Here is a 26,667-nt window from a genome sequence, read left to right as displayed (position 1 = left end):
TGAGGCCAGCACGGGCTACCTCATTCGACCACCACCGGCTCACCAATCGCATAGAAATGCCCACCCGCCACATAGTGCAGGCTGCGCCACTGCGGGTCGGCATTTTCGTACGCCCAATGCCCCTCGCGGAACACCCGGTCATCCGCCCAGGCCGCCACCACTTCACCAATGAACAGGTCATAGGTGTTCTGGTTATGCGGCTCATCGATCACCCGGCACATCAGCCAGGCCGAGCATCCCTGCACCAGCGGCGCGACATGCCCCTCCACCCGCGCCAGCTCGACGCCGATGCTGGCCAGCTTGTCCGGCTGGTCGAACAGGCTGCGGGTACCCACCTGGTGGGTCAACTGCGCCTGAGCGGCGGTCGGCACCTGGATCACGAACCAGCCGCTGCCCTCGACCAGTTGCCGGGTGCGGGCACTCTTGTCCAGCACCACGGTGACCTTGGGCGGGTCGAAGTCCAACGCACAGGCCCAGGCGGCAGCCATGACATTGTCCACCCCCTCGTGGCTGGCCGACACCAGCACGGTCGGCCCGTGGTTGAGCAGGCGGTAGGCCTTTTGCAGGTCGACGGCTTGGAAGTGGCTGTTCATCGGGCTCCTCACTCAGCGCAGAAATCAGGCGAGGAATTGTGCCGCATCCCTGCCCGGCAAGCACCTTTCTCGTATTTGCAGAAAACTCCTACAGCGCATTCCGAAGCACCTTACTTGCCGCCTTGGGTTGGGTGAAAACAAGATCGACGTATTCGCCCCAAAGGAGGCTGTGCATGTATCCAGAGTCCCGCACCAACGCCGAACTGCGCAGTGCCCTGCGCGAACTGCTGGCCCACGACGTCAACAACCCGGACGACGACCCACACCTGTCAGGCGTACTGTTCTTCTGCGCCACAGACGAGCACACCCGGCAACTGGTCGAACGCATCGAACTGCTGGCCAGCGAGATCTTCTTCGATCCTTGCGGGCGAGCCATCCATCACCGGATGCGCGCCATCGGCGTCAAGGGCGTGCGCATCAAGCAGAAGCGCAAGGCTTCAGCGGATGAAACAGTGATACGCATTGACGTGAACGACAAGGGTTACATCACGGTGAGCACCGCACGGTTGTGATCCGCTATCCTCAGCACTCTCGTGCTTCGGACAGTGATCATGGAACTGCACATCCGCCTGGACGGCCGCAAAGGCCTGGCCGACCAGCTCTACCAGCAACTGCGCGCCGGCATCGACAGCGGCCACCTGGCCGCCGGCACGCAATTGCCGCCGACCCGGCTGCTGGCCGAGCAACTGGGCGTGTCGCGCAAGACCGTGGCCGAAGCCTATTCGCGGCTGACCTACGACAACCTGCTCAGCGGCGTGGTCGGCCGTGGTACCTTCATCACCCCGCGCCAACCGCAGCGCAGCGGTGAATCACAGACCGTGCCCCTGGCTGCTGCCGCGTCACTGGAGCGCTGGCAGCAACGCGCCACGGTACTCGCCCGGCGCACCCAGCAAGCCCCTTCGCGCTACGACTTCGTCGGCGGCGCCTCGAGCAAGGCGCAGTTCCCCTTCGACCAGTGGCGCAGCTGCCTGAACTACGCCTTGCGCCGCAGCCAGCGGCACCCCGAGCGGCAGTTTGCCGCCCAGGGCCTGCCCGAACTGCGCGAGGCCATCGCCCACCACATCGCCTACGCCCGCGGCGTGCATTGCAGTGCGGCGGACGTGCTGGTGTGCAACGGCGCCCAGCAGGCCCTGGACCTGATCGCCCGGGTACTGGTCGAGCCCGGCTGCCAGGTGGCCATGGAAGACCCCGGCTACCCGCCGGCCCGCCAGCTGTTCCTGGCCCTGGGTGCAAAGCTGCAGTCAGTACCGGTGGACGATGAGGGGATGTGCGTGGCGCAGATCGCCGAGGGCACGCGGCTGATCTACGTGACGCCTTCGCACCAGTTTCCGCTTGGCATGCCGATGAGCGAAGCCCGCCGTCATGCCTTGCTGGCACGGGCCGCCGAGCTTGGTGCGTTGATCATCGAGGACGACTACGACTGCGAATTCCGCTACCACGGCCCGGCCGCCGATGCCTTGCAGCGCCTCGATCGGCAAGGGCTGGTGGCGTATGTCGGGACCTTCTCCAAGACCTTGTTGCCGGAACTGCGCCTGGGTTACGCGGTGCTGCCCCCGGCGGTGCTCAGCGCAGCGTGCGTGGCCAAGCACCTGAGTGACTGGCACAGCCCGACCTTGCTGCAGTGGGCACTGGCGCGGTTCATTGGCGAGGGCCACCTGAACAAGCACATCCGCCGCTGCCATGACATCTACAGCGGCCGCCGCGAGCGCATCCTGGCGCGGCTGGAGGGCGACCTGGCGCCCTGGTTCAGCGCCGTGCCCGCCAGCGCCGGGTTCCATCTGAGCGCCCTGGCGCGGCCGGGGGTGGACGTTGAACTGCTGGCCAACCTCGCCCGCAAGGTGGAGGTCGGCCTGTACTCGCTGGCGCCGTTCTTCAACGAAGCACCGGTGCGCCAGGGGTTGCTGCTGGGCTTCGGCGCCATCGAACTGCTGGATATCGACCCGGCGCTGGACCGGGTTCGCGATACCCTGCAGCGCCTCAGTTGACCTGCGCCGCCTGGCCAGCCTGGCGTGGCCGGGCGATCGCCGCGGCATAGCCGCGCGGGGCGAAACAGGCAGTCACCAGCAACATCGCCAGCACAGTGACGGTGAGCAGCGTCCAGGATGCCTGGAAGTCGCCGCTGACATCGCGCAACCAACCGGTGATGTACGGGATGATCCCAGTGATGATGAAGCCGATGCCCTGCACGAAGGCCGCCAGGCTGCCGGCCTCTGCAGGGGTCTTGAGGTGCTCCAGGGTCAAAGTCAGGCTCAGGCTGAAGCAGGCGCCCAGGCCAAAGCCGATCATCGCGACCCACAGTCCCATGGCCAGCGTCGGTGCCAGCAGCAAGCCGAGGAAGCCCGCCAGCTGGATCGACAGCGCCAGCCACAAGCCCGGCCGACGGTCGGCAAAACCGCGCAGCAACAGCGGCAGGCCCAGGGCGCCGCACACCTGGAAGATGGTCATCAGGCCGACCAGGTCACCGCCGCCCTGCGCCGTGCCACCGTGTTCCAGGTGGTAGGCCGGCAGCCACGCGACCATGCTGGTATAGCCGCCATTGATCAGGCCGAAGTACAGCGCCAGCAACCAGGCCCGGCGCGTGCCGAACCAGTGCCCGCCCGTGGCGCCGGCCAGCGTTGGCGCGCTGTCACGAGGACGCAGTGCGGCCCAGGCCAGCACCGCCAGCACCGCCGGGATCGCCCACACGCCAAGCCCGGCCTGCCAGTGGCCGAAGTGCCCGCTGATGTGCGGGCCAAGCACCGCCGCCAGGCCACCGCCACTCATCAGCGCCGCCGAGTACAGGCCCATGGTCCCGGCCAGGCGGCTGGGGAACCAGCGATTGACCAGGCCCGGCATCATGCCCTGCACCACTGCCACGCCCAACCCGGCCAGCACCGCGCTGGCGATCAGCGCCCAGGCGCTGTCCAGTTGCAGCCGCCACAGGCAGGCCAGGGCAATGGCGCCGAGGCCACCGAGCATGCCACCGTGTTCGCTGATCCAACGCCGCAGCCAGGGCTGCAGCAACGGCACCAGGCCCATGCACAGCACCGGCAACGCGGTCAGCAATGCCGCCTGCTGGTAGCCCAGCCCGGTGCTGGCGCGCATCGGCTCGAGCAACGGGCCGATACTGGTCAGGATCGGCCTCAGGTTCAATGCCAGCAAGATCACCAGCAACAGGTTCAATGCCCCTCTCATCACGAATCGATACTCCCAACGCTTGAGCCGGCCATTATCCTGTCCAGGCAGTCAGGGTAGAAATGAAGAGATTGGATGCAGGTCAGTGGCCACCTTAATGGCCCGATTGGCCTCCCGGCAAAACGTGCGATTGGCTATCGGGCCAATGTGCAGTGGGCGCTAAGGTAGCGTCATATCCACAACGCATGTCCTGGAGCACACCATGCATAACCGTATCGAATGGGCCAAGCACTCGCCGGAAGCCTACAAGGCCATGGTCGGCCTGGAGCAGGCCCTGGCCAAGAGTGGCCTGGAAAACTCACTGCTGGAGCTGGTGCGCCTGCGGGCTTCGCAGATCAACGGCTGCGCCTACTGCGTGAACATGCATGCCAATGATGCGCGCAAGGCCGGCGAGACCGAGGCGCGCTTGCAGACCCTGTGCGTCTGGCAGGAAACGGCTTACTTCACCCCGCGTGAACGTGCCGCACTGGCCTGGGTGGAGTGCCTGACCCGTCTGCCCGAGCGTGGCGCACCGCAAGCGGAATACGAAGCGCTGCAGCAGCACTTCGAGCCGGCCGAGGTGGCCAACCTGACCTTGGCCATTGCCACCATCAATGCCTGGAACCGCTTTGGCGTAGGCTTTGCCATGGTTCCGGCCTGAGTCATCCTGCACTGGCCTCTTCGCGGGCTTGCCCGCTCCCACAGGGACACCACAGCGCTCAAGCCTTGTGCAGTACCTGTGGGAGCGGACGAGCCCGTGAAGAGGCCGGTGCAGGAATACTCAGGCCAGGGCGCGCCGCCGGGTCAGGCAGGCATACCCCATCCCCAGCACACCCAGCAGCAACGCCCCCAGCAGCCCCACCAGCTCGCTGCTATAGCGTGCCACCAATGCCGGGAACCCGGTGAACTCGCGGTAGACCCGCACATTGGCTTCGCCACCGGCAAAGCTGACACCGATGCCACTCTGGCGAATCTGCGAATAGTCGGCGTCGAAATACACCCAGACCCTGCACTCCCCGCCCTTCTCGATGGCCGGTATCTGCACCTGCGCCGTCGCCGCCTCGTAAAGGGTGTCGTTACCTGCCGCATCGCGCACCTGTACCAGGCCCTTGGCCGGCAGGCGGATCTTCACCTCACGCACATCACTGTCGCCACGGTTGTGCAGGTCGATGAGCAAGCCGGTGCGGTGATCGACCAACCCGGCTTCGAACGGCTTGGCAAACAGCTGCAAATAAGGAGCCTGGGCCAGTTCGATCAGCTTGTCGACCTGATACGGGCTCAGCGCACCGCCGCTGATGGTGTTGATGCGCGGCTGCAACTGCTCGTACTTGAGTTGCTCGTTGGCCTTGCTGATGCGCTCGCTGAACTGGCTGGGATAGGTGAGGTAGGCGTAGGTCAGGGTCGCCTCGAGCCGTGGATGGTCCTTGAGCAGCCCATACGCCACCAGCAAGACCAGCAGGCCAAGCAGCAGGGTGACCAGGCGTTTGCCGACTTTGTCCCAACTCAACGGTGCGCTTCCTTCTGTTACGGCACGGAGGATCGATGCGGCGCAAAGGGTGCCAAGTTCAGCGCCGCCAGGCAAGCGCTCAACGGCTCAACAACTGCGGCAGCGCCATGGCCAGCAGCAGCCGAACGCGGGCAGGATGTTGCGGGTCACCACGCCGGTGCCGAGGTAGGTGAGCAGGGTCACCAGCAGCATCGACAGGTTGAAGTTCTGGATCACCGCGCGCTCGCTATCGCGCTCGAAGCCGCGCAAGGTACACCACAGTGTAGGCACTGTGCCGGTAAAGCCACCGATTCCGCCCAACGGCCCACCCAGCAGGCCCAGCGGGATGCCGCCGAGGGCGATGAGGTATAAGGCATCCATGAGGCTATTCGAGCCTGGCGTGGTCGGCGTTCCACCTTGCCAGAGCCGGGGGCGAATGCCTGCTTCAGATCTGGCTTGACCAGAAAGACACCGTCGTCGACGATCAGCGTTCACCCCATCAAGGACGACCGCATGTTACGGATACTCGGCAGGGCCTCTTCGATCAACGTGCGCAAGGTGCTGTGGGCCTGCGCGGAATTCAACATCCCCTTCACGCGTGAAGACTGGGGCATCGGCTTCCAGCCCACCGACGCGCCCGAGTTCCTCACGCTCAACCCCAACGCCATGGTCCCGGTGATCCAGGACGGCGACTTCACCCTGTGGGAATCCAACAGCATCATCCGCTACCTGGCGAACCGCTATGGCGATGCGGCCTTTTATCCCACCGAGGCGCAGGCACGGGCCCGTGTCGATCAGTGGATCGACTGGCAGGCCTCGGATCTGAACCGGGCGTGGAGCTACCCGTTCATGTCGCTGGTGCGCCAGTCGCCTGCACACCAGGATGCCAAAGCCCTGGCTGCCGGTTGTGCCGATTGGGCCCGTTACATGGGCATCCTCGAACAGCAGTTGGCCAAAACTGGCGCCTTCGTTACCGGCGAGCACTTCACCTTGGCCGACATTCCTATCGGCCTGTCGGTGCAGCGCTGGTTCGCCACACCGCTGAACCACCCTGACCTGCCTGCCGTGAGCGCTTACTACGAGCGCCTCAGCCAACGACCGGGCTATCTCGCCCACGGGCGCAACGGCCTGCCTTGACCGGGGAACGCGCAGTTCAGGCTCAGGAGAGGTTCGTGACCTGATAATTCTGCCAGGTGTACGGTGCAAGCCTGGGCCTTAGACTCGCCCATGAGCATTTCCCCTTGTTAGAGCCTGCCGATGCGCAACACCGCACTTGCTGCCCTTCATGCCCATACGCCAGATGTGGTAGCCAAATCCAGCCTCGACCTGCCAGTGCTGGCCCTGCGCCTACTGCGCCATCCGGATATTCCGCTGGCCCGCTGGCTGCTCACGCGCACCGAGGCGGACCTGCTGACGCGCACGGCCAGGGTGTTCGGCGCCCGACCGCTCAGGGTGGCCCCCGGGTCGCCATTGCTGCCGGATTCCAGCACCGTTGTCCAGCTCGACGGGCAGCAACTCAAGCTGCATACCGCCGACGGCGACTCCACGCGGACCCTGACCGACAGCGCCGGCCGGCCCCTGTGGGCTCAAAATGCCCAGGACACTTTCAATACATACATGTACGAAGCGCCTAACGAAGGGGGGCGACCGAGCACGACACTCGAGCAGGCAGCCGGTGGTGTGTCGCGCCAGCGAGAACGTGTTGACTATGCAGCGGTTGAAGCGGCCAATCGAAGCCGCAACCTGGCTGGCTGCCCCATCGAGCAGTTCGACAATGCCGGCGTCATTCATACCCGCTCGCGTTCTTTGACCGATCAGGTGCTGGAAACTCGGCGGCACTTGTTATGTGTCGATGCGGGCCTGCCAGACTGGGCAGGTGACAGCGAAGATGAGCTAGAAACTTCGCCCTGGCTCATGAAGGCTCGCCACGACGCCACAGGCGCCGTACTGGAAAAGACCAACGCCGCCGACGTCACCACACTGACAACCTATGACATCAGCGGCGCGGTGTGCGAAGTTTTGCTGGGTGATGCCAACGACCAGGCCGTGGTGCTCAGGGACGTACGGCGCAGGGCAGATGGAACAGTGCTGTCACAGACAGCGGGCAACGGCGTGGTGGATACCTATGCCTACTCACCCATCACCCATCGCCTGAGTCGTCACCAGACGGCGCGCCCCTCTGCCCATCCACAAGGTGCTCTGGTGATCTGCGACCTGCACTACCAGCACGACCCGGTCGGCAACCTCCGGACCCTCGATGATCAGGGCGCCGACCCGGGGTGGTTCCGCAATCGGCAGGTCAGCGGCCTGCGTGAATTCCGTTATGACACCCTGTACCGCCTGGCCAGCGCGACCGGGCGCGAACGCGTACCGGTAGCTGGTTTCTGGTCCGCCGCGTTCAGCGCTGCGGACCGCCAGGGCGGGAGTGTGTGGAACCGGTACAGCGAGCGGTATGGGTACGATGACGGCGACAACCTGACCCACTTGGAGCACAGCAATGGCTGGCGTAGCCGCGCGCTGATCGTTTCCAGCCAAAGCAACCGGGCATTACCGCAGGGCCACGACCTGCTGCCTGACACGGGTTTCCTCCCCGGCGGGTTGCAAAAACAACTGGCCGACGGCAGGCCGCTGGAGTGGCTGGCGGACAACCAGCTACGGCAGGTACGCCTGGTGGTCCGTGATGGTGGGGCTGGGGATGACACCGAGCGCTACCACTACGCCGATGGCGGCACACGCACGCGCAAGGTCACTACGGCGACCACCGCAAGCGCCAGGCAGACAACGATCACGACTTATCTCGAGGGTTGCGAAATACGCCAGCGACGGCTCGACGGCCAGACACTCCCGCAGCAGCACGTGGTCATCAGTGAAACGTCGGAGGTACGCTGGGTTCATGACCGCGTTAGCGGTGAGGTTCATGTGCGTTACGCCATCAGCGACCACCTGGGCAGCGTGGGCGGCGAAACCGACCACGAAGGCAAGCTGGTCAGCCGTGAAGAGTATGCGCCGTTCGGCGAGAGTACGGGCCTGGATGAGGGCAAGTCCGATGCGGATGGGCTGACCCTGCGAACCTGGCGCTACTCCGGCAAGGAGCTCGATATCACCGGACTCTATTATTACGGCTGGCGTTACTACCAACCGGGACTGGCAAGATGGTTGAGTGCAGATCCTGCGGGGCTGGTCGATGGTGCCAACCTGTATCGGATGGTCAGGAGCAATCCATTGCGCTATCAGGACAACGCCGGGTTGAGCCCGACTGAAGCCCCCGATGACTCGGGCTGGTTCAGCTCCGAGGCATCGGGTTCCACCCCACCCGCTCCCACGGATGTGGATGCATTTACCATTGCCAGCAGGGTAATTGGCATTACCATTGGCATTGCTTCGTTCGTGCTGGCCAATCTTCCATACATTGTCAGGGCTTATCACATAGCGACAGAAGACAGAACCAGGCCCTTTTCAATGAGACGCCTACGCTCGGCAGTCGCCAGAAACGCGAGAACTTTGAAGGGAGCCACATCTGTTGCTACTGCTATCGGCGATGGCATTGGCTTGATACTCGAAGTTACCGGTTTACTGCTGATGACTATCGGCGCAAACGAATCTGGCGCCATGAGTACATTCATGGCAGGGGCATTTCTCAGCTGGATCGTACGAGGGGCTTCGGGTGTGGTTAACATCACTCAATACGCTCGAGATCCCGAGTCACTAATGGACATTCCACTTGCCCATGCCAGAACGTTCTCGCCACATACTGCCACCGATCGTTCGGGTGGACAAATTAGAGCGGACTACCTTGCGGGGGATTACCGTAGTAATGAATCCACGCTTGGCACCGATCCCCAGCCCTCAGTCGAGCAGTCAAACCCTTCGGGCCTAGACAGCATCAGACCGTCAACATCTGGGCCCCCTCCCGGTGGAGTTGGTAATCAGTCTAACGTTCAGCGCATGTCACAAAGGAACTCGCGCCAGCAACTATTTATGAATAGTCCAGCAAAAAAAACACCACGTAGAAATCGTCGTCTCAGCCTTTGAGATGGCAGGTCGCCGAGGGTGAGGGCCTGCTGGTTCTTCACCTGGTCGCTGGTGTAGGTGGTGATGCTGAAGGGGGTTTCCATGAAGTCCCGCGAGCCGAGCAGGCCTTGCGAGCCCTTGCGGGCGACCTGGGCACCGGCTGCATACGCAGGCCGATGGCGCGCAGCTTGGGGCTGCCTTGCAGCCCACTGTCAGTTACACCGCGGCCTGCTGCACCGGCACCACCGGCCGCGTCCGCCAGGCGATGGTCAGCACCAGCCCCAGCAGCGCCATCCCTGCCCCGGCATACGAAACCGCCGGATACCCCAACCCCGCATTGATCACTGCGCCACCCAGCGCCGCGCCAATCGCGTTGCCCAGGTTGAACGCGCCGATGTTCACCGCCGACGCCAGGTTCGGCGCGTCCTTGGCAGCTTCCATCACGCGCATCTGCAGCGGTGGTACCAGGGCGAAGCTGGCGATGCCCCACACCAGAATTGCCACCGCGGTCGGCAGCGACCAGCCCAAGGTGGCCGGAAACACCAGCAGCACAGCGATCAGCACCGCCAGCGACACCATCAAGGTTCGCTCGATCGAGCGGTCCGCCGCCTTGCCACCCCACATGTTGCCCAGGGTCAAACCGATGCCGAACAGCACCAGCATGGCTGTGATGAAGGTCGTCGACGCCTGTGCCTGGGCATGCAGGATTGGCGCGATGTAGGTGAACACGGTGAACATCGCACTGGAACCAACCACGGTCAGCGCCAGCGCCGACAATACCGGCCCGCGGCCGAGCACACGGATTTCGGCCATCGCACCGCCACTTTTCGGCAGCGGCAGGTTGGGCAGTGCGAACCACAGCGAGACCATCGCGACCAGGCCCAGGCCGGCAATACCCCAGAATGCCGTGCGCCAGCCCAGCAGTTCACCGAACCAGGTCGCCAGTGGCACGCCGCCGATGGTCGCCAGGGTCAGCCCCATGAACATCGCCGCCACCGCGCCAGCCCGCTTCTCGGGTGGCACCACGCTGGCCGCGACCACCGAGCCGACGCCAAAGAACGCACCATGGTTAAGCGAGGTGACGATGCGTGCGACCATCAGGCTTTGATAATCGGTGGCCATCGCCGACAGCAGGTTGCCCAGGGTGAAGATCGCCATAAGCCCGATCAGCAGGTAGCGCCGCGGGATCTTGCCGGTGGCCAGGGTCATCAATGGCGCGCCAAGCAGCACGCCGACCGCGTAGGCGCTGACCAGCAGCCCGGCGGCAGGGATGGACACGCCGAGGTCGGCGGCGATGCTGGGCAGCATGCCCATGGGGGCGAACTCGGTGACACCGATACCGAAGGCACCGATGGCAAGTGCCACGAGGGGTGGATTGATACGCATGGGGAAGGCTCCTTATCTATGCCGCAAATGCTACGATCAGCGCTTTCAATGCACTAGATCGCTTTTGCGGCAATCACCTTTGCGCTGGAGGCACAGATGGATATCAACGGGCGATCCGGGGAGATGGAGGTGTTTGCCAGGGTGGTGGATGCCGGTAGCCTGTCTGCCGCTGCCCGCGAGCTGGGCCTGACGCCCTCGGCGGTGAGCCGCATCATCGCCCGCGCCGAACAGCGCCTGGGCACCCGCCTGCTGCTGCGCACCACCCGGGCGATCACCCTGACCACCGAGGGCGAGGCGTACCTGCGCGGGGCGCGGCGCATCCTCGCCGACCTGCTGGAAGTCGAAGAGGCGATCACCGACCAGGGCGTGCCACGCGGGCGCTTGCGGGTCAGCGCGGCGCTGGGGCATGGGCGGCAGACAGTGGTGCCGTTATTGACCGCGTTCAGCACGCTGTATCCGCAGGTGCTGGTGGACCTGACACTGAGTGACGAAATCGCCGATATCCATGGCGGTCAGGCCGATGTGGCGCTGCGCTTTGGCCTGCTGCCGGACAGCTCGCTGAGTGCACGTTGTATCGGCCATACCGGCCAGGTGGTGGTGGCTTCGCCCGAATACCTGGCACGTTGTGGCACGCCGCAGGTGCCGGAGGACCTGGCGCAGCACAACTGCCTGCGCTTCAACTTCCGACGGGCAGTCGCGAATTGGCCATTTCGTCGGGCGGGCGAGGACTTTTCACTGAAGGTGACGGGGAATATCGAGTGCAGCAGTGGCGAGGCGTTGGCGCAACTGGCCAGGCTGGGAGCGGGTATTGCCAGGATCGGGACCTTTACCGTGGCCGATGAGCTGGACAACGGCCAACTGGTGGCGCTGCTGGAGGACTACAACCCGGGCGATCGCGAGCCGCTGCATGCGGTGTTCGTCGGCGGGCCGGCGATGCCGGCGCGGGTGCGGGTGTTTGTGGATTTTCTGGTGGAGCATCACCAGGGCTGGCCGTTGACTTCAGCCTGACGCTGCATTGTAGGAGCGGCCTTGTGTCGCGAAAGGGCTGCGAAGCAGCCCCGGCAACAACTGCATCGCTGATGAAATCATGGGGCCGCGCTGCGGCCCTTTCGCGACACAAGGCCGCTCCTACAAAGACCGCGTTATGCTTTGTGGCAAACTCAACACACCGTCAGAGCACCCAACATGCGCATTGCCATTCCCGATGACTACCAGGACGTAATCCGCTCACTCGACTGCTTCAAGCGTCTGGCCGGGCATGAAGTGACAGTGTTTCACGAGAAAGAGCCCGCCTCGCTGGACGACCTGGCCGCCCGCTTCGCCGATGCCGACGCCTTGGTCCTCACCCGCGAACGCACGCGCATCGATGTCGCCCTGCTCGACCGGCTGCCGAACCTCAAGCTGATCAGCCAGACCGGCAAGGTCGCTGGCCATCTGGACCTTGAAGCGTGCACCGCCCGCGGCGTCGTCGTGACCGAAGGCCGCGGCTCGCCAGTGGCACCGGCGGAGCTTGCCTGGACACTGATCCTCAATGCCCGGCGCCAGCTGGTGCCGGCGATCGAAGCGTTCAAGCAAGGTCAGTGGCAAGTCAATCTGGGCCAGGCGGTGGCCGGCCAGGTGCTGGGGATCTGGGGCTACGGCAAGATCGGCCAGCGCCTGGCGCGCTATGCCCAGGCGTTCGACATGCCTGTGCTGGTGTGGGGTAGTGACGGCAGCCGGGCGGCGGCCGAGGCGGATGGGCACCGGGCAGCGACATCACGCGAGGCATTCTTTGCCGAGGCGGATATCGTCAGCCTCAACCTGCGGCTGTCAGAGACAACGCGCCACGGGGTGACCTTCAACGACCTGTCGCGAATGAAACCTGATGCCCTGCTGGTAAACGTCAGCCGCGCCGAGCTGATTGCACCCGGGGCCCTGCTGCAGGCGCTCGACGCCGGCAGGCCGGGCTTCGCCGCCGTGGATGTATTCGAACAGGAGCCGGTACTCGAGCCGAACCACCCCCTGCTTACGCATCCGCGGGTGCTGAGCACGCCGCACCTGGGCTATGTGGAGAAGAACGGCTACGAGCTGTATTTCGGCGATGCCTTCGACAACGTGGTGGCGTTTGCCCAAGGCATGGCGAAGAACGTTGCCAACCCTCAGGCGCTGACAGTGCAGCACTGATCTGGAGGATTGAGCGTTATTGCTTACGCCTTGTCAGGCAAGGCCATGTGCAACAACGGGAACGGCCGGCCTTCGCCGTCCAGCGGCGAACGCCCGGTCTGCACGAAGCCGTAATGAAGGTAGAACCCCACTGCCTGCGGATTCTGCTCATTCACGTCGACACTCAAGGTATGGCGTGTTTTACGGCAGTAATCCAGCAGCGCCCGGCCAATGCCCTGACGCTGCAGGTCGGGATCGACGAAGAGCATTTCCACGTGGTTCTCGTTGAGCCCAATAAAGCCCAGCGGCTTGTCTTCGGCGTCGACCCTACCCACAGCTGGACGGCATGCAGAATAAAGGCGCTTACGGCGCCGCTACCTGCTCCTGGGCCGCAGCGCCGAACGACACGTAGTACGCCAGGCCGACGAAGATCGCCCCGCCCACTGCATTGCCGAGGAACACCGCGACCAGGTTGTGCGCCAGCGCGCCCCAGCTCAGGTACCCGGCAAAGATCGCCGCCGGGATCAGGAACATGTTGGCCACCACGTGCTGGAAGCCGATGGCGACGAAGGCCATGATCGGGAACCAGATGCCGAGGATCTTGCCGCTCATCTCACGGCTGGCAAAGGCCAGCCACACCGCCAGACACACCAGCCAGTTGCAGCCGATGCCGGAGACGAAGGCATGCACGAAATCGGCGCTGGCCTTGCTGGTGGCGGCGGCCACGGTCTTGTCCAGGTAGGCGCCCTCGGTCAGGCCGAGCAGGTGGCCGAAGAAGTACGCCACGAACAGCGCGCCCAGCAGGTTGGCCAAGGTCACAAGCAGCCAGTTACGCGCCACCGCGGCCAGGCGAATGCGCCCGGCAAACATGGCCAGCGGCAGGCTCATCATGTTGCCAGTGAGCAGCTCGCCCCCGGCCAGAATTACCAGGATCAGGCCAATCGGAAACACCGCGGCGCCCAGCAGGTTGCCCAGCGAAGCCCATTGCCCGGGAATCATCGCGCTGACATGGATGGCCAGGATGAAACCCATCGAGATGAAGCCGCCGGCGAGGAAACCGAGGATGAGCAACGCGCGGGTAGGCAATTGGGCTTTCTTGGCACCGGCTTCGATGACGAGCTCGGTGATCCGGGAGGGGGCATTGACAGACATTTCAGAAACTCGAACACAGGGACGACAGCCATGCCCAGGGGCATGCCGGAAGTCAGGAATTAACGGGTTGCGGGGTAATGCGGGGGTGGTTCAGGGGGAAGGCAAAACGGGTGGTCTCTGGGGCTACAACGAAGAGCCGCGCACGTTACTGAGGCAGAATGTCGCAGTCAAATTGATAAGGTGGATGGGTTGATAGATGGGGTCGATGAGGGCTCTGGCATGCGCCCGTGGGACTGCCTTGTTAACCAATCGTCTGGCATGAAGCAAGCAATTGTTTAAATCTCACGCGGTCCCTGTGGGAGCAGGCTCGCCCGCGAACACCGGCGAAGCCGGTGCCATCCACCGCGTCGCATCGTTCGCGGGCACGCCCGCTCCCACATCCAAGCGCGTCAGCGGAAGATCAAGGAGTGATGAGCCGCGCCACCTGTTCTGGCGCCCTCGCCCACCGCGATGGCCACGTTGCCAGCCGCCACTGCCGCATCACCACAGGCAAAAACCCCCGGCACACTGGTTTCACGCATCGCATCGACCTTGATGAACGCCCCCATCGGCCCGTCTTCGAACGCGCAGCCGAGCATCGCCGGCAATGGGCTGGCCATGCGCGTACGCGGTTGGGTGAACAGACCCGCCGATTCGACCACGCGGCCGCTGGCGAGGCTCACATTGGCGCGGTCCCCTTCCACGGCCACAACACCGTCCCGCTCCAGCTGCACGCCGCGCCGATGCAGTTGCGCCAGCTGCTCGGCATCAGGTTCGAACACGCCGTTGAGGAAGAACGTGGTCGGCCCCCAGTCGGGCAGCATCATGGCGTGATGGATCGCCACCGGCGACGCCGCCAGCACACCAATAGGCCCGCCACCGAGCTCGTAGCCATGGCAGTACGGGCAGTGGAACACGCTCTGGCCCCAGCGATCTGCCAAGCCAGGGATCGCGGGCAACTCATCCACCACACCGGAGGCCAGGATCAAGCGGCGCCCGCTGTACTGCTCGCCGTTCGCAGTGCCCACCACGAATCCAACGCCCTCCTTGACTGCCGAAACCGCCGACTGCGTCAGCCACTGCACCGTCGGGTAAGCCAGCAGCTGGCCACGCGCCTCTTCGGCAATCGCACCGGGGTTGCGCCCATCCTGGCCGAGGAAGCCATGGGAGCTGTGGGCGAAACGGTTGCGCCGCACGCCCGCGTCGATCACCAGCACCTTGCGGCGCGCCCGCGCCAGCTGCAAACCCGCAGAAATTCCGGCATAGCTGCCACCCACAATGATCACGTCGAACATTTGCTCAAACTCCCAGGGCCGAAGACCCGCTCATAGCACTCACGACACAACGTAAGTTACATGACTGCGATACGTCAATGGTCTTGTAACCTTTGTTGTTTCGTGTGAGGCTGCCCGGTATCTCCCGAACGCCGATTACCCATGAGAAACGACACCCGCCTGTCCCGCATGCTGCATGTGCTGATCCACATGGCCCGGCACGACAAACCCGCCACCTCAGAAACCATCGCGCAGATGCTCGGGACCAACCCGGTGGTGGTGCGCAGGACCATGGCCCTGCTCAAGGAACAAGGCTACGTTAGCTCGGTAAAGGGGCACCGGGGCGGATGGACGCTGGCCAAGCCGCTGGCCGACATCACCTTGCTGGATATTCATGAGGCCCTGGGCGGGGCGTCGATCTTTGCCATCGGGCTGTCGACGGACCACCCGCAGTGCCTGGTGGAACAGGCGGTGAACGCGGCGCTGACCGATGCCTTCGAGGCGGCGCAGGCGTTGCTGCTGGAGCGCCTGGGGAGCGTGACGCTGGAGCAGTTGGCGAGTGACTTCGAGGGGCGCTACCAGGCGTTGTAGCCTGCCGGTTGCGCCGCTGCCTCGGCAAATCAAGGTACACTGCCGGCCGACATGGAAGCCGACAGGACAAGGAATGCTCTTCTCTTCTTCAGCGCACCCCGCTGTGCGCCGTGCATTGGTGCGCTGGCTGCAAGCCGCAGCGCTGATGCACTTGCTGATTGGCCTGGGCCTGACCTGGGCCGGCCATAGCCCGCTGCTGGGCAACTACCAACTGAGCATCGAGCAGGCCTTCTGGGGCCAGGCGGCGCCAGCCCCTGCCCGCGAGCAACAGGTGTGGTGGCTCGCGCTGTTCGGCGCCACCTTGCAAAGCTATTCACTGTACATGCTCGGCCTGATCCAGCTGGGCGACCGCCTGCGCAGCCACAACGCCTGGGCCTGGCTGGCATTCGGCATCGTGCTGTGGGCACCGCAGGACATGCTGGTGTCGCTGCAGGCCGGCATGTGGTCGCACCTGGTCATCGATAGCATGGCCCTGCTCGCCCTGCTGCCGCCGTTGCTGTGGCTGTATCGCCACGACCGCCCCACCACCACGTTGAAAGGACTTGAACGTGGCTGAACTGCCGATCCTGACCTGGGCCCTGAACCTGCTGCTGATCCAAGCTTTGCTAGGCGCGCTGGACACCATTTACCACCACGAACTGACCGTGGCCCTGCCTCAGCGCTACAGCGCGCGGCTGGAGCTCGCGATCCACGCGGTGCGCTCGTGCTGCTACGGCATCCTGTTCCTGGGCATCGCCCATGTGGCCTTCCAGGGCGTCTGGGCGATCATCGTGGCGGTGGTCTTCACCCTGGAAATCGGCCTTACACTGTGGGACTTCGTGGTCGAGGACCGCAGCCGAAAGCTGCCGGCCATCGAGCGCATCATGCACACCGTGCTGGCGATCAACGCTGGTGCCTTCTTTGCCTTGTACGGCCTGCAACTGCTGCAGTGGTCGAGCCTGCCCAGCGGCCTGGTGGCCATCGACCTCGGCTGGCGCGGCTGGCTGCTGACCCTGTTCGCCCTCGGCGTGACTGCGTCGGGCATTCGCGATGCCCTGGCGACCCTGCGCATGCAACGCCAGGGGCCGCCGGCCAACCCGTTCGCCGGCGGCTCCTACCAGCAGGTGCTGGTCACTGGCGGCACCGGCTTCATCGGCGAGACCCTGGTCAACCAGCTGCTCGATGCCGGCCATAGCGTCAGCGTGCTGGCCCGCGACCCGCTGCGCGCCGCCTACCTGTTCGACGGCCGCGCCCGTTGCCTGCGCAGCCTCGACAAGCTCGGCCACGGCGAGCGCTTCGACGTGGTCATCAACCTCGCCGGCGCCCCCGTCGCCGGGCCACGCTGGACACCACGCCGCCAGGCCCAGCTGCTCGCCAGCCGGGTCGGTACCACCGAGGCCTTGCTGCGCTGGATGCGCCAGGCCCGGCACAAACCGGCGCTGTGGATCCAGGCCTCGGCCATCGGTTATTACGGCGTTCGTGACGGTAGCCAGCAACTGGACGAAAGCGCCAGCAAAGGCGGCGGTTTCATGGCCGAGCTGTGCGATCGCTGGGAAACCTCCGCCAGCCCGGCCAGCGCCCTCGGCGCCCGCCAGGTGGTGCTGCGCCTGGGCGTGGTGTTTGGCCCGGGCGGCGCCCTGACGCCCCTGCTGATGCCGTTCCGTCTGGGCCTGGGCGGGCGCATGGGCGATGGCCAGCAGATCATCAGCTGGGTGCACCGTGACGACGTGCTGGCGGTGATGGCACGGGCCATGGCCGACAGCGACATGCAGGGCACCTACAACTTGGTCGCCCCCGAGCCGGTCAGCCAGGCCACCTTCGCCCAGACGGCCGGCCAACTGCTCAAGCGCCCGGTGTGGCTGCATATCCCGGCCGCACCGGTACGGGCCCTGGCCGGCGAAATGGCCGAGCTGTTCTTCGATGGCCAGCGCGTGCAGCCGAGCCGCCTGGAGCAGGCCGGCTACCGCTTCCGCTACCCGAACCTGGACAGCGCGCTGCGCGACCTGGCCTGAGGACCCTCGATGAACAAGCCCCTGCTGTACCTGCTGGCCGGCAATGGAAGCGCCGCCGACTGGTGGGACGATGCCCTGCCGCACTTCCGGCATTACCGGGTACAGGCGCTGGAGCTGCCCGGCTTCGGCGACAACCCGGCACCACCCTGTGCCAGCCTGGACGAGTACGCCCAAGCCCTGCTCACGCTGACCGAGCGCGGCCACGCGATCATGGCCGTAGGCGTCAGCGCGCTGATCGTGCTGCATGCATTGCAGCGCAGCTCCGGGCACTTCAGCCGCAGCGTGCTGCTGGCCCCGGTCGGCGCCTTTCTCTGGCAACGTCGCCTACCGGCACTGATGTCGCCGCTGCCGCTGCGCAAGGCTATCCACGGGCTGCTCAGCCACAAGCCGCACTGGTTCGCCAGCAAGTTCTCCAGCCAGCGCTGGACGCCCGCGCAATACCAACGCATGGGTGCCGGCTACGCCCGCTGTCGTGCCTTCGTGCCGTCCTGGGCGCAACTGCGCGCCGACACCGCGCTGCCGCTGCTGGAGTGGGTCACCGACCCGATCGAACTGGTGTGGGGCGACCACGACCGCCTGCTGGGGATCGCCCAGGCCGCTGCCTGGTCGGCGATCCTCGCCCGCGCCGACCTGCGCATCAGCCTGCAACCTGGTTGGGGCCATTACCCCTGGATCGACACGCCGGCCGAATTCGCCGCCTGGCTGGAGTCGGGCACCCAAGGCTTCGTCGCCCACACCAAAGGCGGCCGCCTGCAACTGGCAGCAATGGCCGGCCAAGCCGTGCCCGAAGCCCTGAGCCTCGACGACAGCCATGACCCGCGCCTTGCAAGATTGCTGGGCTCGGCCCCGGATGCCCTGTGGGCCGTGCGCTCCTCCAGCTACGCTGAAGACCAGGCCGATGCCGCCAACGCCGGCCTGAGCACCACCTACCTGCGCGTGCCCGGCGACGCCGTCGCCGGCCGGGTCAGCGAACTGCGTGCAGCCGGCGTCGAGGAAGTGGTGGTGCAGCGCTTCATCCAGCCGACGGTGTCCGGCATCGCCTTCGTGCGCCATCTTTCGGTGGAGCTGGAGTGGCTCGAAGGCCACCTGGAAGCCCTGGCCGACGGCCAGGCCACACCCCAGCGCGCAACCCTGTCGCGCTTGGGCCCTGCCTGGCAAAGCGGTCAGTTCGCCGGCTTGCACGGTCTGACAGCCAAAGCGATCTGGGACTTCCTGCAAGCCGTGCTGAAGGTGTTCCACTACGTTCCCGGCGATATCGAATGGGCCTGGGACGGCCAGCAACTGTGGCTGCTGCAGTACCGCCCGATCAGCGAGCACGGCTGGCGCCGCCACCTGACCTCGGCCAACATCGCCGAGATCCTGCCGCCGCAACCCAGCCGCTTCGTCGAATACGCCCAGCGCCGCGCCGCCGCCAGCATTCCGGCAGTCATGGCGCGCTGGGACAGCCGCGTGCTGCAAGACAACGAACCGTTTACCGCCGTATTCGGCGGCGCTTCCTACATCAACAACGACCTGTTCCTCGCACGCCTGGCCGACTGGGGCATCTCCGCTGCCAACTACGCCGGTGAAGTCGGCGGTGCCACACCCGCCCTGCCCTGGCGCCCGCTGCGCCTGCTGCGCTCGCTGCCCCGCCTGTGGCGCATGCAGCACGCCGCACGCCGCCACCTGCAAGCCCTGGCTCCGGGCCTGCAACGCTTCGACGCGGAACTGGCGCAGCTGCAGGCCGCCAGCGCCGACGGCCAGCAATTGGCCGACTGGTTCAGCCGCTTCTACGTCTTCGTGGTGCAAGGCAACCTGTGCATCGCCACGGCCCTGGCCAGCAGCGGCGGCGCCTGGCTGGGCCGACCACCAACTGCCTACGACAACCTGCAGCACAGCCCCCACCGCCTGCCGTGGGAAACCGACCCTGGCACACCGCGCCCGGCGCCGAGCGAACTGCCCCTGCAGCCACTGCCGGCCTGGCCAGGCGCCTTCACCCTGGCCCACCGCCTTGGCCTGCCCGGCTTGCGGGGTTACTACCTGCAAGTACGCGAATGGTACCGGGACAACCTGATGCGGATTTTCTTCCGCGTGCACCACGCCATGCCTGAGGCCGAGCGGGCACATTGGTTCGCCCCGCATCCGGATGTGCGCAGCCGCGACGGCAGCTTCTGGCAGGACGGCAGCCAGGGCAGCGAACAAGCCAGTGGTTTCATGATCTACCCCGGCGAGGTGCAAGGCATCCTGGGCCAGGACATCCTCCTCGAAGACAGCCTCGACCCCGGCCGCCACGCCCACTATCAGGCCGCACGAGCTGTAATTGCGCGCATGGGTGGGCGGTTGTCCCATGGTTCGACCTTGCTGCGCGAACTGCGCAAGCCCTCGGCGGTGCTGCCCCAGGTGAGCAGCGATTGGCTGGGGCGCAAAGTGCTGTATCGGGATGGGGAGTTGCGGCTGGTTGAAGGGCAGCCCTTATGACCTGACGGCGTTTCTACCTGAAGACATGGGTGGAGATAAACACACCTGCAACATGGACGGTTCGATCAAGGTGATGTAACCCGCTCATAGGCGGCCAGAAGATCATCCAGCTGGGGGAAGATCGCCTGCTCACCCAGCAGTTGCTTGATGTAGTAACGGGAGTGGTCTGCAACATCCGACATGACATTGACCAGCACCAGGCGCACACCCTGGGTCTTCAACGTGGCTGCCAGGCCGCGGATGGTTTCTACCGCTGAATAGTCGATATCATCGATTGCCGAGCAGTCGATACAGAACCAGCGCAAACCGGGCGTTGCCTGCTTCACCAATTGCGTGACTTCTTCACGCAACTGGCGGGTATTGGCGTAGTAGATGCTGTGGGTGAAGCGATAGATGAGCAGCCCCGGCCTCGCCTGGGCGCCACTGGTCAGCACAACCGGTTGCAGCTTCCCGGACTCGGCCGTGGCCAGCAGCACGTTCTTCGGGTGATAGCCCCGGCGCAGGTGGTCAATGATGGACAGCAGCATGGCCAGGATGATGCCCTCCTTCACCCCCACCAGCACCACGATCACCAGGGTAATCAGGGCGACCCAGAACTCATTGCGGCGCTCCCTGTAGATGTTCTTCAGGTGCTTGAAGTCGGTCAGTTCGATACCGATCATGAACACCACCGCAGCCAGCACAGACTCCGGCAGATAGGCAAGGGGCGCGGTGAGGAACAGCAGCACCATCAGCACGACCAGTGCAGTGACCAGCAACGACAACTGGCTTCGCCCGCCCGCGCTATCGACCATCTGCGTCTTGGTCGGGCTGCCATTGACCACGAAGGTGCCCGACAGCGCGGCACCGACGTTGGCGATCGACAAGCCGACCAGGTCGGTGTTTTCACTGAACGTCTCGTTGTAGCGGCAGGCGTAGGCGCGTGAGGTTGCCGCGCTTTGGGTGAGGATCACCACAAACATGGCAAACGCCGTTGGCAGCAATTGGCCAAGCAGGTCCAGGCTCCACTGCACCTTGGGCAAGCCGATGTGCGGCAGCCCGCTGGGCACTGGGCCAAGGACCGGCACATAGCCGGCGAAGTCGAACAGCCAGCTGAGCGCAATGGTGCTGGCCACGGCCACCAATGCGCCGGGAAACTTGTGCGAGAGCTTCCGGCCGCCAATGATCACGATCAGCACCAGTGCTGCCAGGGCAACGGCATGCCAGTTGAGCTGGTCCAGCCGCTGCAAGGTTGACCAGAGTTTGCCAGGCACGCCATGGCCCTCGGCTGGCAAGCCGAGCATGCCATCGAGCTGGCCAAGTGCGACTTGTAGCCCGACCCCGGTGAGAAAGCCGACGAGCACGGTGCGTGACAGAAAGTCCGCCATGAAGCCCAGGCGCACCAGTCGTGCCAGCAGCAGCAGGCCGGCCGCCATCAGGGCAAGCAGTTGGGCAAGCGCCAGGTATTCATCGGACCCGGTTGCAGCGACCCCGACCAAGGCGCCCGAAAGAATGGCAGCGGTCGCCGAGTCGGCGCCCACCACCAGGTGACGCGATGAACCAAAGAGGGCGAACAGCACCATGGGCACCAGCATGGTGTAGAGGCCGGTGACGACGGGGGTGCCGGAAATCTTCGTGTAACCCATCACCTCTGGGATGGCGATTGCGGCCAGGGTGAGGCCTGCAACCACCTCCGCGGGAATCTGCTTCGCGTTCAACGGCAGTAGGCCCTGCAGAATAGGGAGGCGAAAGCGCTTGAACTTGTTGGTATTGGCCATATCACCTTCGCCCTGCAGATGCACCCTTCACGCCTCCTCGATCGCGGACCACTGCGCTCGGCTAGCGCCTGCCCAGCGCCAGCCGAGCCGCAAACAGCACGAATACCAGGCCGGTCGCACGGTCCATCCACTGAATGACTTTATCCCGACGCAACAGCCCCGCCAAAGGCTGAGTCGCCGCAATCAGGATCATCGCCCAGAGCAGCCCGAGCAGCACATGGATGCCAACCAGGCCGAAGGTCCAGGCCACCAGGGGCTGACCTTGCGGGATGAACTGGGGCAGGAACGACACGTAGAAGATCCCGACCTTGGGGTTGAGCAGGTTACCCATCATGCCCTTGAGGAACCAGTTGGCCACGCGCTGGCCCTGCGCCCCGGCGGGTGCCAGCGCTTGGCGCGGGCGCAGCAGCATGTTGATGCCAAGCCAGGCCAGGTAACCAGCACCGCAGTATTTGAGGATGTTGTAGGCAAGCTCTGATACCGCGATCAATGCGCCCAGGCCAAAGGCCACGGCTGCCCCCCACAACAGGCAACCGGCGTTGATGCCCAGGGCTGCACGCATGCCCTGCTTGCGACCCTCTACCGTGGCGGTCCTGAGAATCAGGGCCGTGTCCAGGCCCGGCGTCAGGGTCAGCAGCGTGGCTGCCAGGGTGAAAGCAATCAGGTTATCGGCGATGGGCATACGGGCTCGGGCCTTGGTTGAACTGGGGCGCAGATTAGCATGGCGTTAGCCTATGATGGTGGCTGGTCCCCGCCTTTCTCAGGACAGCCCATGCCCTACCCCATCGAGCAGAAACTCGTCGTCGGCGTCGCCTCCAGCGCCCTGTTCGACCTGACCGTCTCCGACAACATCTACCAGCGCGACGGTGTCGAAGCCTATCGCCTGCACCAGGAAGAAAACCTCGACGTGCCCTTCCCCAAGGGCGTGGCCTTCCCGTTCATCCGCCGCTTCCTGAGCATCAACAAGGCCTTCCCCGAGCAACTGCCGGTGGAAGTGGTGCTGCTCTCGCGCAACTCGCCGGAAACCGGGCTACGGGTGTTCCGCTCGATCAATCACTACGACCTGGACATCACCCGCGCCGCGTTCATGTCTGGCCGTTCGCCGTACGAATACATCCCAGCGTTCAATGCCTCGCTGTTCCTCAGTGCCCATGAAGGCGATGTGCAGCGGGCCATCGATGCCGACTACCCGGCAGGCCTGGTACTGCCGACGAAGATCTACGATGACGAGATCGACACCGAACTGCGGGTGGCCTTCGACTTCGATGGTGTGATTGCCGATGACGAGGCGGAAAGCGTGTACAAGCAGCGCCTGAACCTGGATGAGTTCCAGGCCCATGAGCGGGACCGCAAGGCCATCCCGCACCAGCCGGGGCCGCTGGCGGACCTGTACCGCAAGCTGTCGTTGATTCGCAAACTGGAAGACCGCAAGTTGGCGCAAGACCCGGCGTACAAGCGCATCCTGCGCATCGCCATCGTCACGGCGCGCAATGCGCCGGCCCATGAGCGGGTGGTGACGACGCTGAAGAACTGGGGGGTTTCGCCGGATGAGTCGTTCTTCCTTGGCGGGATGGAGAAGGACCGGGTGCTGCAGATTCTCAAGCCGCACATGTTCTTCGACGACCAGCGCAGTCACTTGTTCTCGGCGGCGGGGGACCTGCCGATGGTGCATATTCCATTCGGCGTGGCGAACAAAGAGAAGCAGCTGAGTGGTGCCGAACCGTTGGCAACGGAGAATCCAGCTACGCCGTCCGCCAATCTTCGCCCGGCCTGATACGCGGCCGGCTGATGAACACGCTTGGCCTCTGGCGCCTTGGCCTGAAGCTGGCGCGATACCCTGCGGGGGCCGCGCTTGCCTTGGCGACGAGCCACGACGATGCGCTCACGGAGACTGCCGAGGCATGCACTTCTCGACCAGCGTATCGCGATTGGCATTGCTGGGGAGTGTCTTCAAACGATCGGGCTGGCAGTGCTCATCGGACACTGCGTAGTGGGAGGAGTCATCGCCACAGGCCTCCAGAAGGACAACGCTGACAATCACAAGTAGGGCTTTGCGAATCATCTGCTCACTCCATTGACGGGCGGAGGTCTGGCAAAAAGAAAGATTCCTGCACAAAGCGTAGCGCGTCACAGGACGAGTTCAATGCCAGACTGTCACTGAGCCCCCCCTACAGCCCCAGGAGGCACTGCATGAGCCTGATACCCAGCCTGAATGGCAAGGCCGAAGTCCTGATAGGCGGCGCAAGCCGGGGCATCGGCCTGGCGCTGTGTGCGGCATTGCTGGCTCGCGATGATGTGGCCAAGGTCTGGGGCGTTTCACGCAACGCCACAGGCAATGGCGACCTCGCGCTACTCGCCAGACATCACCGTGAGCGCTTGGTGCTGATGGATTGCGACGCGCGTGATGAGCAAGCGCTCGCAGCACTGGCAGCAGGGCTTGCACAGACCTGCGCTCACCTTCACCTGGTCATCAGCACCTTGGGCATCCTCCATCAGGAAGGCGCCAAGGCAGAGAAGTCATTGGCACAGCTGGACCTGGCCGGCCTGCAGGCAAGCTTCGCGACCAATGCCTTCGCGCCAATACTGCTGCTCAAGCATCTGTTGCCCTTGTTGCGCAACGCGCCCGCCACCTTTGCGGCGCTGTCAGCCAGAGTGGGATCGATCGGCGACAACCGCCTGGGGGGCTGGTACAGCTATCGGGCCAGCAAGGCGGCGCTCAATCAGTTGCTGCACACCGCCAGTATCGAGCTGAGGCGCTTGAACCCGGCAGCCACCGTGCTGGCGCTGCATCCCGGGACCACTGACACGCAGCTGTCGCGGCCGTTTCAAGGGAATGTGCCAGCGGGGAAGCTGTTTGACCCTGGGTTCGCCGCGCAATGTGTCATCGAGCAGGTCGGACGCTTGGGGCCTGCCGAGAGCGGAGGGTTCTGGGCATGGGATGGACGCGCCATTGAATGGTGAAGCTATCGCCAGTGCACAAAGCGTTACCGCAGGCTTGAGCCGCTTACCCGGATGTCAAGATCAGGCAAGTACGATGTAATCGTTGCGCTGGACGATCCCGGCATGCGGCCCTTCAACCAGATGTACATATCGCCCGCACACTTCATCGATGGGCAGGCAGTCGTCAACGTCCAGCACCGCATCGGTGTGGGCTTGAGCCCAATGCGAGAGGATCTGCCGCTTGCCTTTTGCCTTGGCCTCGCGCTTGTCCCTGGCCACGACCAGCAGATAATGATGCGCTTCACCAAACGTCTGCGACTCGTAGCCACCCAGGTTGATGAAGTAGAGGCGAGGCGCCTCCGGCGATGGCGCCAACGTACTGAATTCCACACGCCACCCCTCGACGCCATCGATGGCCATCCAGGCGTCGATGTGCAGGCCTTTGGGGCTGCCGAACCAGCTGTCACGCAGTTGCGGGTAGGCTTGCTCCAGCGTATCGGCGACGACGAAGGCAATGTCGTGCACCTCAATTCTTGCCCGAGGATGTTTACCGCCAAGCAGCACTACGAAAAGCATTCGATACCTCTGTCATCGTGTTCGTCACCCATTCAAGCATACCGGGAAAGCCATCCGCCTCCAGGCCGGCGACGGCCGCGAAGCGGCACGTCATGAAATGAAAAACCACTGACGCGCGATGAGAAGTGGCCGCTGACACTGCTGCCTTAGAGTCGGAGCACAACAACACCGTGCCCGGAGTTACCAGAGCAGCCATGAGCAGATCCACCGAAGCGCGCGAGACCACCTCGCTCAGCCAGCCTACCCCAGCAACCGGCCGAAGGCGCCGCACACGCAAGCAGGCCGATCGACCGGGCAACACGCAACAGTAGGCGCTGATCGATACTGCTGCCAGCCATACCCCGGCGGCCAACCCGCTGGTCAGCGTGGGGAAAACATCGCCACGGCCAAGGGCGAAGTAGTGTTTCGCATGGCGCGTTGAGGCGCCTGTATTCTGGCCTGCAACCCGCATGGGAATGCTATCCATGCGGGAGCGGGCTTACCCACGCAGAGGCGGGCTCACGTTCAGCAGCATACATACCCGTTGAGCCGTCTCATCTGAGTTATCAGGAACAAATACTGAAATGCCCAAATAGTGCTCAAGGTGCAGGGTAAGCGTCTGTTCACCTACCACCAGATCCCAGTAGCGCTGGTCCAGTCCATCGAGTTTTTCTTTCCAGCAACCGCCCAGGCCTTGCTCGAGAACCTGAGCCACGCTCTCGAAATACTCCCAGTCAGCGATCTCTGATATTTCCATCGTCGGCATATGACACCTCACCCGCTAGGCACAGATTTTCGTGCCTCCCGCGAACGTTGGCAAACTTCGATGGCTGCAGGTCGTGGACGACCGCTTTCGACCCAGGCTGTGTGAAAACGCAGTAAATACATCGAAACTCAGAGTCGAGCTGACTGCCTGTGGAATCAGCACGCGAGAGCGCGAATAGCCTCACCCGGCGAAAAAGACGTTTGCAGCGCTATATGGGCCGCGTCAGCGGCCCATATAGCTGTTTGCGGGCCAGCAAACAGCGGGGTTTACGCCCTGATCGCCTCAAGTAACCCTGCGATGCCGAAGATACTCATCATTCGTTTGAGGTTGTAGGCGAGCACGTGAAGGCTCATTTCGGTGCTTACCCTCGGCAGGGTTTTGGTCAGGAAGTGGGTACTTCCCATCCAGAATTTGAGCGTGCCAAAGGGATGCTC

At 64.3% G+C, this 26,667-nt stretch carries 25 protein-coding genes and 2 pseudogenes; 13 read left to right on the top strand and 14 right to left on the bottom strand.

The window, feature by feature from the left end; all coding sequences use genetic code 11:
- Nucleotides 1-20: 20 nt before the first annotated feature.
- Nucleotides 21-593 carry a flavin reductase family protein gene (locus N430_RS05600; RefSeq protein WP_110634531.1) on the bottom strand — a complete coding sequence of 191 codons (573 nt, stop codon included), beginning with the start codon at nt 591-593 and terminating at the stop codon, nt 21-23.
- A gap of 173 nt (nt 594-766) precedes the next feature.
- Here N430_RS05600 and N430_RS05595 point away from each other — a divergent pair, with 173 nt between their 5' ends.
- Together N430_RS05595 and N430_RS05590 are read left to right on the top strand one after the other, a co-directional pair.
- Nucleotides 767-1,105, top strand: coding sequence for a hypothetical protein (locus N430_RS05595; protein ID WP_110634534.1), 339 nt, complete (start codon nt 767-769; stop codon nt 1,103-1,105).
- Nucleotides 1,106-1,144: 39 nt separating this feature from the next.
- A complete protein-coding gene (locus N430_RS05590) occupies nt 1,145-2,578 on the top strand; it encodes a PLP-dependent aminotransferase family protein (protein WP_110634537.1) in 1,434 nt (477 codons plus the stop codon).
- Here N430_RS05590 and N430_RS05585 read toward each other — a convergent pair.
- On the bottom strand, nt 2,571-3,767 hold the full coding sequence (locus N430_RS05585; protein WP_110634540.1) for a cyanate transporter: 1,197 nt from the start codon (nt 3,765-3,767) through the stop codon (nt 2,571-2,573). The genes N430_RS05590 and N430_RS05585 overlap by 8 nt on opposite strands.
- 202 nt (nt 3,768-3,969) lie before the next feature.
- On the opposite strand from N430_RS05585, the gene N430_RS05580 reads away from it, so the two are divergent.
- Nucleotides 3,970-4,407: a carboxymuconolactone decarboxylase family protein gene (locus N430_RS05580; protein WP_110634544.1), complete on the top strand. Its 438-nt coding sequence runs from the start codon at nt 3,970-3,972 to the stop codon at nt 4,405-4,407.
- Between the two features lie 120 nt (nt 4,408-4,527).
- Here N430_RS05580 and N430_RS05570 read toward each other — a convergent pair whose 3' ends face one another.
- Together N430_RS05570 and N430_RS05565 are read right to left on the bottom strand one after the other, a co-directional pair.
- Complete coding sequence (locus N430_RS05570) at nt 4,528-5,253, bottom strand: hypothetical protein (protein WP_110634547.1); 726 nt, start codon at nt 5,251-5,253, stop codon at nt 4,528-4,530.
- Nucleotides 5,254-5,340: 87 nt separating this feature from the next.
- Nucleotides 5,341-5,613 carry a hypothetical protein gene (locus N430_RS05565; RefSeq protein WP_256592083.1) on the bottom strand — a complete coding sequence of 91 codons (273 nt, stop codon included), beginning with the start codon at nt 5,611-5,613 and terminating at the stop codon, nt 5,341-5,343.
- A 132-nt stretch (nt 5,614-5,745) separates the two neighbouring features.
- On the opposite strand from N430_RS05565, the gene N430_RS05560 reads away from it, so the two are divergent.
- Together N430_RS05560 and N430_RS05555 are read left to right on the top strand one after the other, a co-directional pair.
- Nucleotides 5,746-6,369, top strand: a complete 624-nt coding sequence (locus tag N430_RS05560) for a glutathione S-transferase family protein (RefSeq protein ID WP_110634550.1) — start codon at nt 5,746-5,748, stop codon at nt 6,367-6,369.
- A 120-nt stretch (nt 6,370-6,489) separates the two neighbouring features.
- Nucleotides 6,490-9,264, top strand: a complete 2,775-nt coding sequence (locus tag N430_RS05555; RefSeq protein ID WP_110634553.1) for an RHS repeat-associated core domain-containing protein — start codon at nt 6,490-6,492, stop codon at nt 9,262-9,264.
- A 195-nt stretch (nt 9,265-9,459) separates the two neighbouring features.
- On the opposite strand, the gene N430_RS05550 is transcribed toward N430_RS05555, so the two are convergent.
- Nucleotides 9,460-10,629, bottom strand: a complete 1,170-nt coding sequence (locus tag N430_RS05550) for an MFS transporter (protein WP_110634556.1) — start codon at nt 10,627-10,629, stop codon at nt 9,460-9,462.
- Between the two features lie 96 nt (nt 10,630-10,725).
- On the opposite strand from N430_RS05550, the gene N430_RS05545 reads away from it, so the two are divergent.
- The gene (locus tag N430_RS05545) at nt 10,726-11,637 is read left to right on the top strand and encodes a LysR family transcriptional regulator (RefSeq protein ID WP_110634560.1); all 912 of its coding nucleotides are present in this window, start codon (nt 10,726-10,728) and stop codon (nt 11,635-11,637) included.
- Nucleotides 11,638-11,814: 177 nt separating this feature from the next.
- Complete coding sequence (locus N430_RS05540) at nt 11,815-12,792, top strand: D-2-hydroxyacid dehydrogenase family protein (protein ID WP_110634562.1); 978 nt, start codon at nt 11,815-11,817, stop codon at nt 12,790-12,792.
- Between the two features lie 23 nt (nt 12,793-12,815).
- On the opposite strand, the pseudogene N430_RS05535 reads toward N430_RS05540, so the two are convergent.
- The 3 genes and pseudogenes from N430_RS05535 to N430_RS05525 all read right to left on the bottom strand — a co-directional run.
- Nucleotides 12,816-13,117, bottom strand: a pseudogene (locus N430_RS05535) (GNAT family N-acetyltransferase); the annotation flags it as partial.
- A 17-nt stretch (nt 13,118-13,134) separates the two neighbouring features.
- A complete protein-coding gene (locus N430_RS05530; RefSeq protein ID WP_110634569.1) occupies nt 13,135-13,923 on the bottom strand; it encodes a formate/nitrite transporter family protein in 789 nt (262 codons plus the stop codon).
- Nucleotides 13,924-14,312: 389 nt separating this feature from the next.
- A complete protein-coding gene (locus tag N430_RS05525) occupies nt 14,313-15,197 on the bottom strand; it encodes an NAD(P)/FAD-dependent oxidoreductase (RefSeq protein WP_110634572.1) in 885 nt (294 codons plus the stop codon).
- A gap of 141 nt (nt 15,198-15,338) precedes the next feature.
- Here N430_RS05525 and N430_RS05520 point away from each other — a divergent pair, with 141 nt between their 5' ends.
- The 4 genes from N430_RS05520 (at nt 15,339) to N430_RS05505 (ending at nt 20,215) form a co-directional block, all read left to right on the top strand.
- Entirely contained in the window at nt 15,339-15,767 is a 429-nt protein-coding gene (locus N430_RS05520) for an Rrf2 family transcriptional regulator (protein ID WP_110634575.1), read from the top strand.
- A gap of 73 nt (nt 15,768-15,840) precedes the next feature.
- Nucleotides 15,841-16,323, top strand: coding sequence for a cell division protein (locus tag N430_RS05515; RefSeq protein WP_110634578.1), 483 nt, complete (start codon nt 15,841-15,843; stop codon nt 16,321-16,323).
- Nucleotides 16,316-17,758 (top strand): TIGR01777 family oxidoreductase, encoded by a 1,443-nt coding sequence (locus N430_RS05510; RefSeq protein ID WP_110634581.1) that lies wholly within the window; start codon nt 16,316-16,318, stop codon nt 17,756-17,758. The genes N430_RS05515 and N430_RS05510 overlap by 8 nt, the downstream gene beginning before the upstream one ends.
- A gap of 9 nt (nt 17,759-17,767) precedes the next feature.
- Complete coding sequence (locus N430_RS05505; protein ID WP_110634584.1) at nt 17,768-20,215, top strand: PEP/pyruvate-binding domain-containing protein; 2,448 nt, start codon at nt 17,768-17,770, stop codon at nt 20,213-20,215.
- 65 nt (nt 20,216-20,280) lie between these two features.
- Here N430_RS05505 and N430_RS05500 read toward each other — a convergent pair whose 3' ends face one another.
- The gene (locus N430_RS05500; RefSeq protein WP_110634679.1) at nt 20,281-21,972 is read right to left on the bottom strand and encodes a SulP family inorganic anion transporter; all 1,692 of its coding nucleotides are present in this window, start codon (nt 21,970-21,972) and stop codon (nt 20,281-20,283) included.
- Nucleotides 21,973-22,033: 61 nt separating this feature from the next.
- Nucleotides 22,034-22,654: a LysE family translocator gene (locus tag N430_RS05495; RefSeq protein ID WP_110634587.1), complete on the bottom strand. Its 621-nt coding sequence runs from the start codon at nt 22,652-22,654 to the stop codon at nt 22,034-22,036.
- Nucleotides 22,655-22,744: 90 nt separating this feature from the next.
- Here N430_RS05495 and N430_RS05490 point away from each other — a divergent pair, with 90 nt between their 5' ends.
- Nucleotides 22,745-23,746, top strand: coding sequence for a 5'-nucleotidase (locus N430_RS05490; RefSeq protein WP_256592082.1), 1,002 nt, complete (start codon nt 22,745-22,747; stop codon nt 23,744-23,746).
- A gap of 108 nt (nt 23,747-23,854) precedes the next feature.
- Here the strand turns inward: N430_RS05490 and trbK are convergent, their stop codons facing one another.
- Entirely contained in the window at nt 23,855-24,034 is a 180-nt protein-coding gene (gene trbK / locus N430_RS05485) for an entry exclusion lipoprotein TrbK (protein WP_110634590.1), read from the bottom strand.
- A 128-nt stretch (nt 24,035-24,162) separates the two neighbouring features.
- On the opposite strand from trbK, the gene N430_RS05480 reads away from it, so the two are divergent.
- The gene (locus N430_RS05480; RefSeq protein ID WP_110634593.1) at nt 24,163-24,933 is read left to right on the top strand and encodes an SDR family NAD(P)-dependent oxidoreductase; all 771 of its coding nucleotides are present in this window, start codon (nt 24,163-24,165) and stop codon (nt 24,931-24,933) included.
- A 60-nt stretch (nt 24,934-24,993) separates the two neighbouring features.
- Here the strand turns inward: N430_RS05480 and N430_RS05475 are convergent, their stop codons facing one another.
- From N430_RS05475 to N430_RS05465, 3 genes and pseudogenes are all read right to left on the bottom strand, one after another.
- Nucleotides 24,994-25,488, bottom strand: coding sequence for a DUF1543 domain-containing protein (locus N430_RS05475; RefSeq protein WP_110634596.1), 495 nt, complete (start codon nt 25,486-25,488; stop codon nt 24,994-24,996).
- 478 nt (nt 25,489-25,966) lie between these two features.
- Entirely contained in the window at nt 25,967-26,233 is a 267-nt protein-coding gene (locus N430_RS05470; protein ID WP_110634598.1) for a DUF3630 family protein, read from the bottom strand.
- Between the two features lie 266 nt (nt 26,234-26,499).
- Nucleotides 26,500-26,667: pseudogene (locus tag N430_RS05465) on the bottom strand (IS5/IS1182 family transposase); the annotation flags it as partial.

The sequence above is a fragment of the Pseudomonas sp. CC120222-01a genome (assembly GCF_003097235.1).
Lineage (GTDB): Bacteria > Pseudomonadota > Gammaproteobacteria > Pseudomonadales > Pseudomonadaceae > Aquipseudomonas.
The sequence above is the reverse complement of the archived record's forward strand: the minus strand, read 5'-3'. Positions and strand labels throughout refer to the sequence as shown.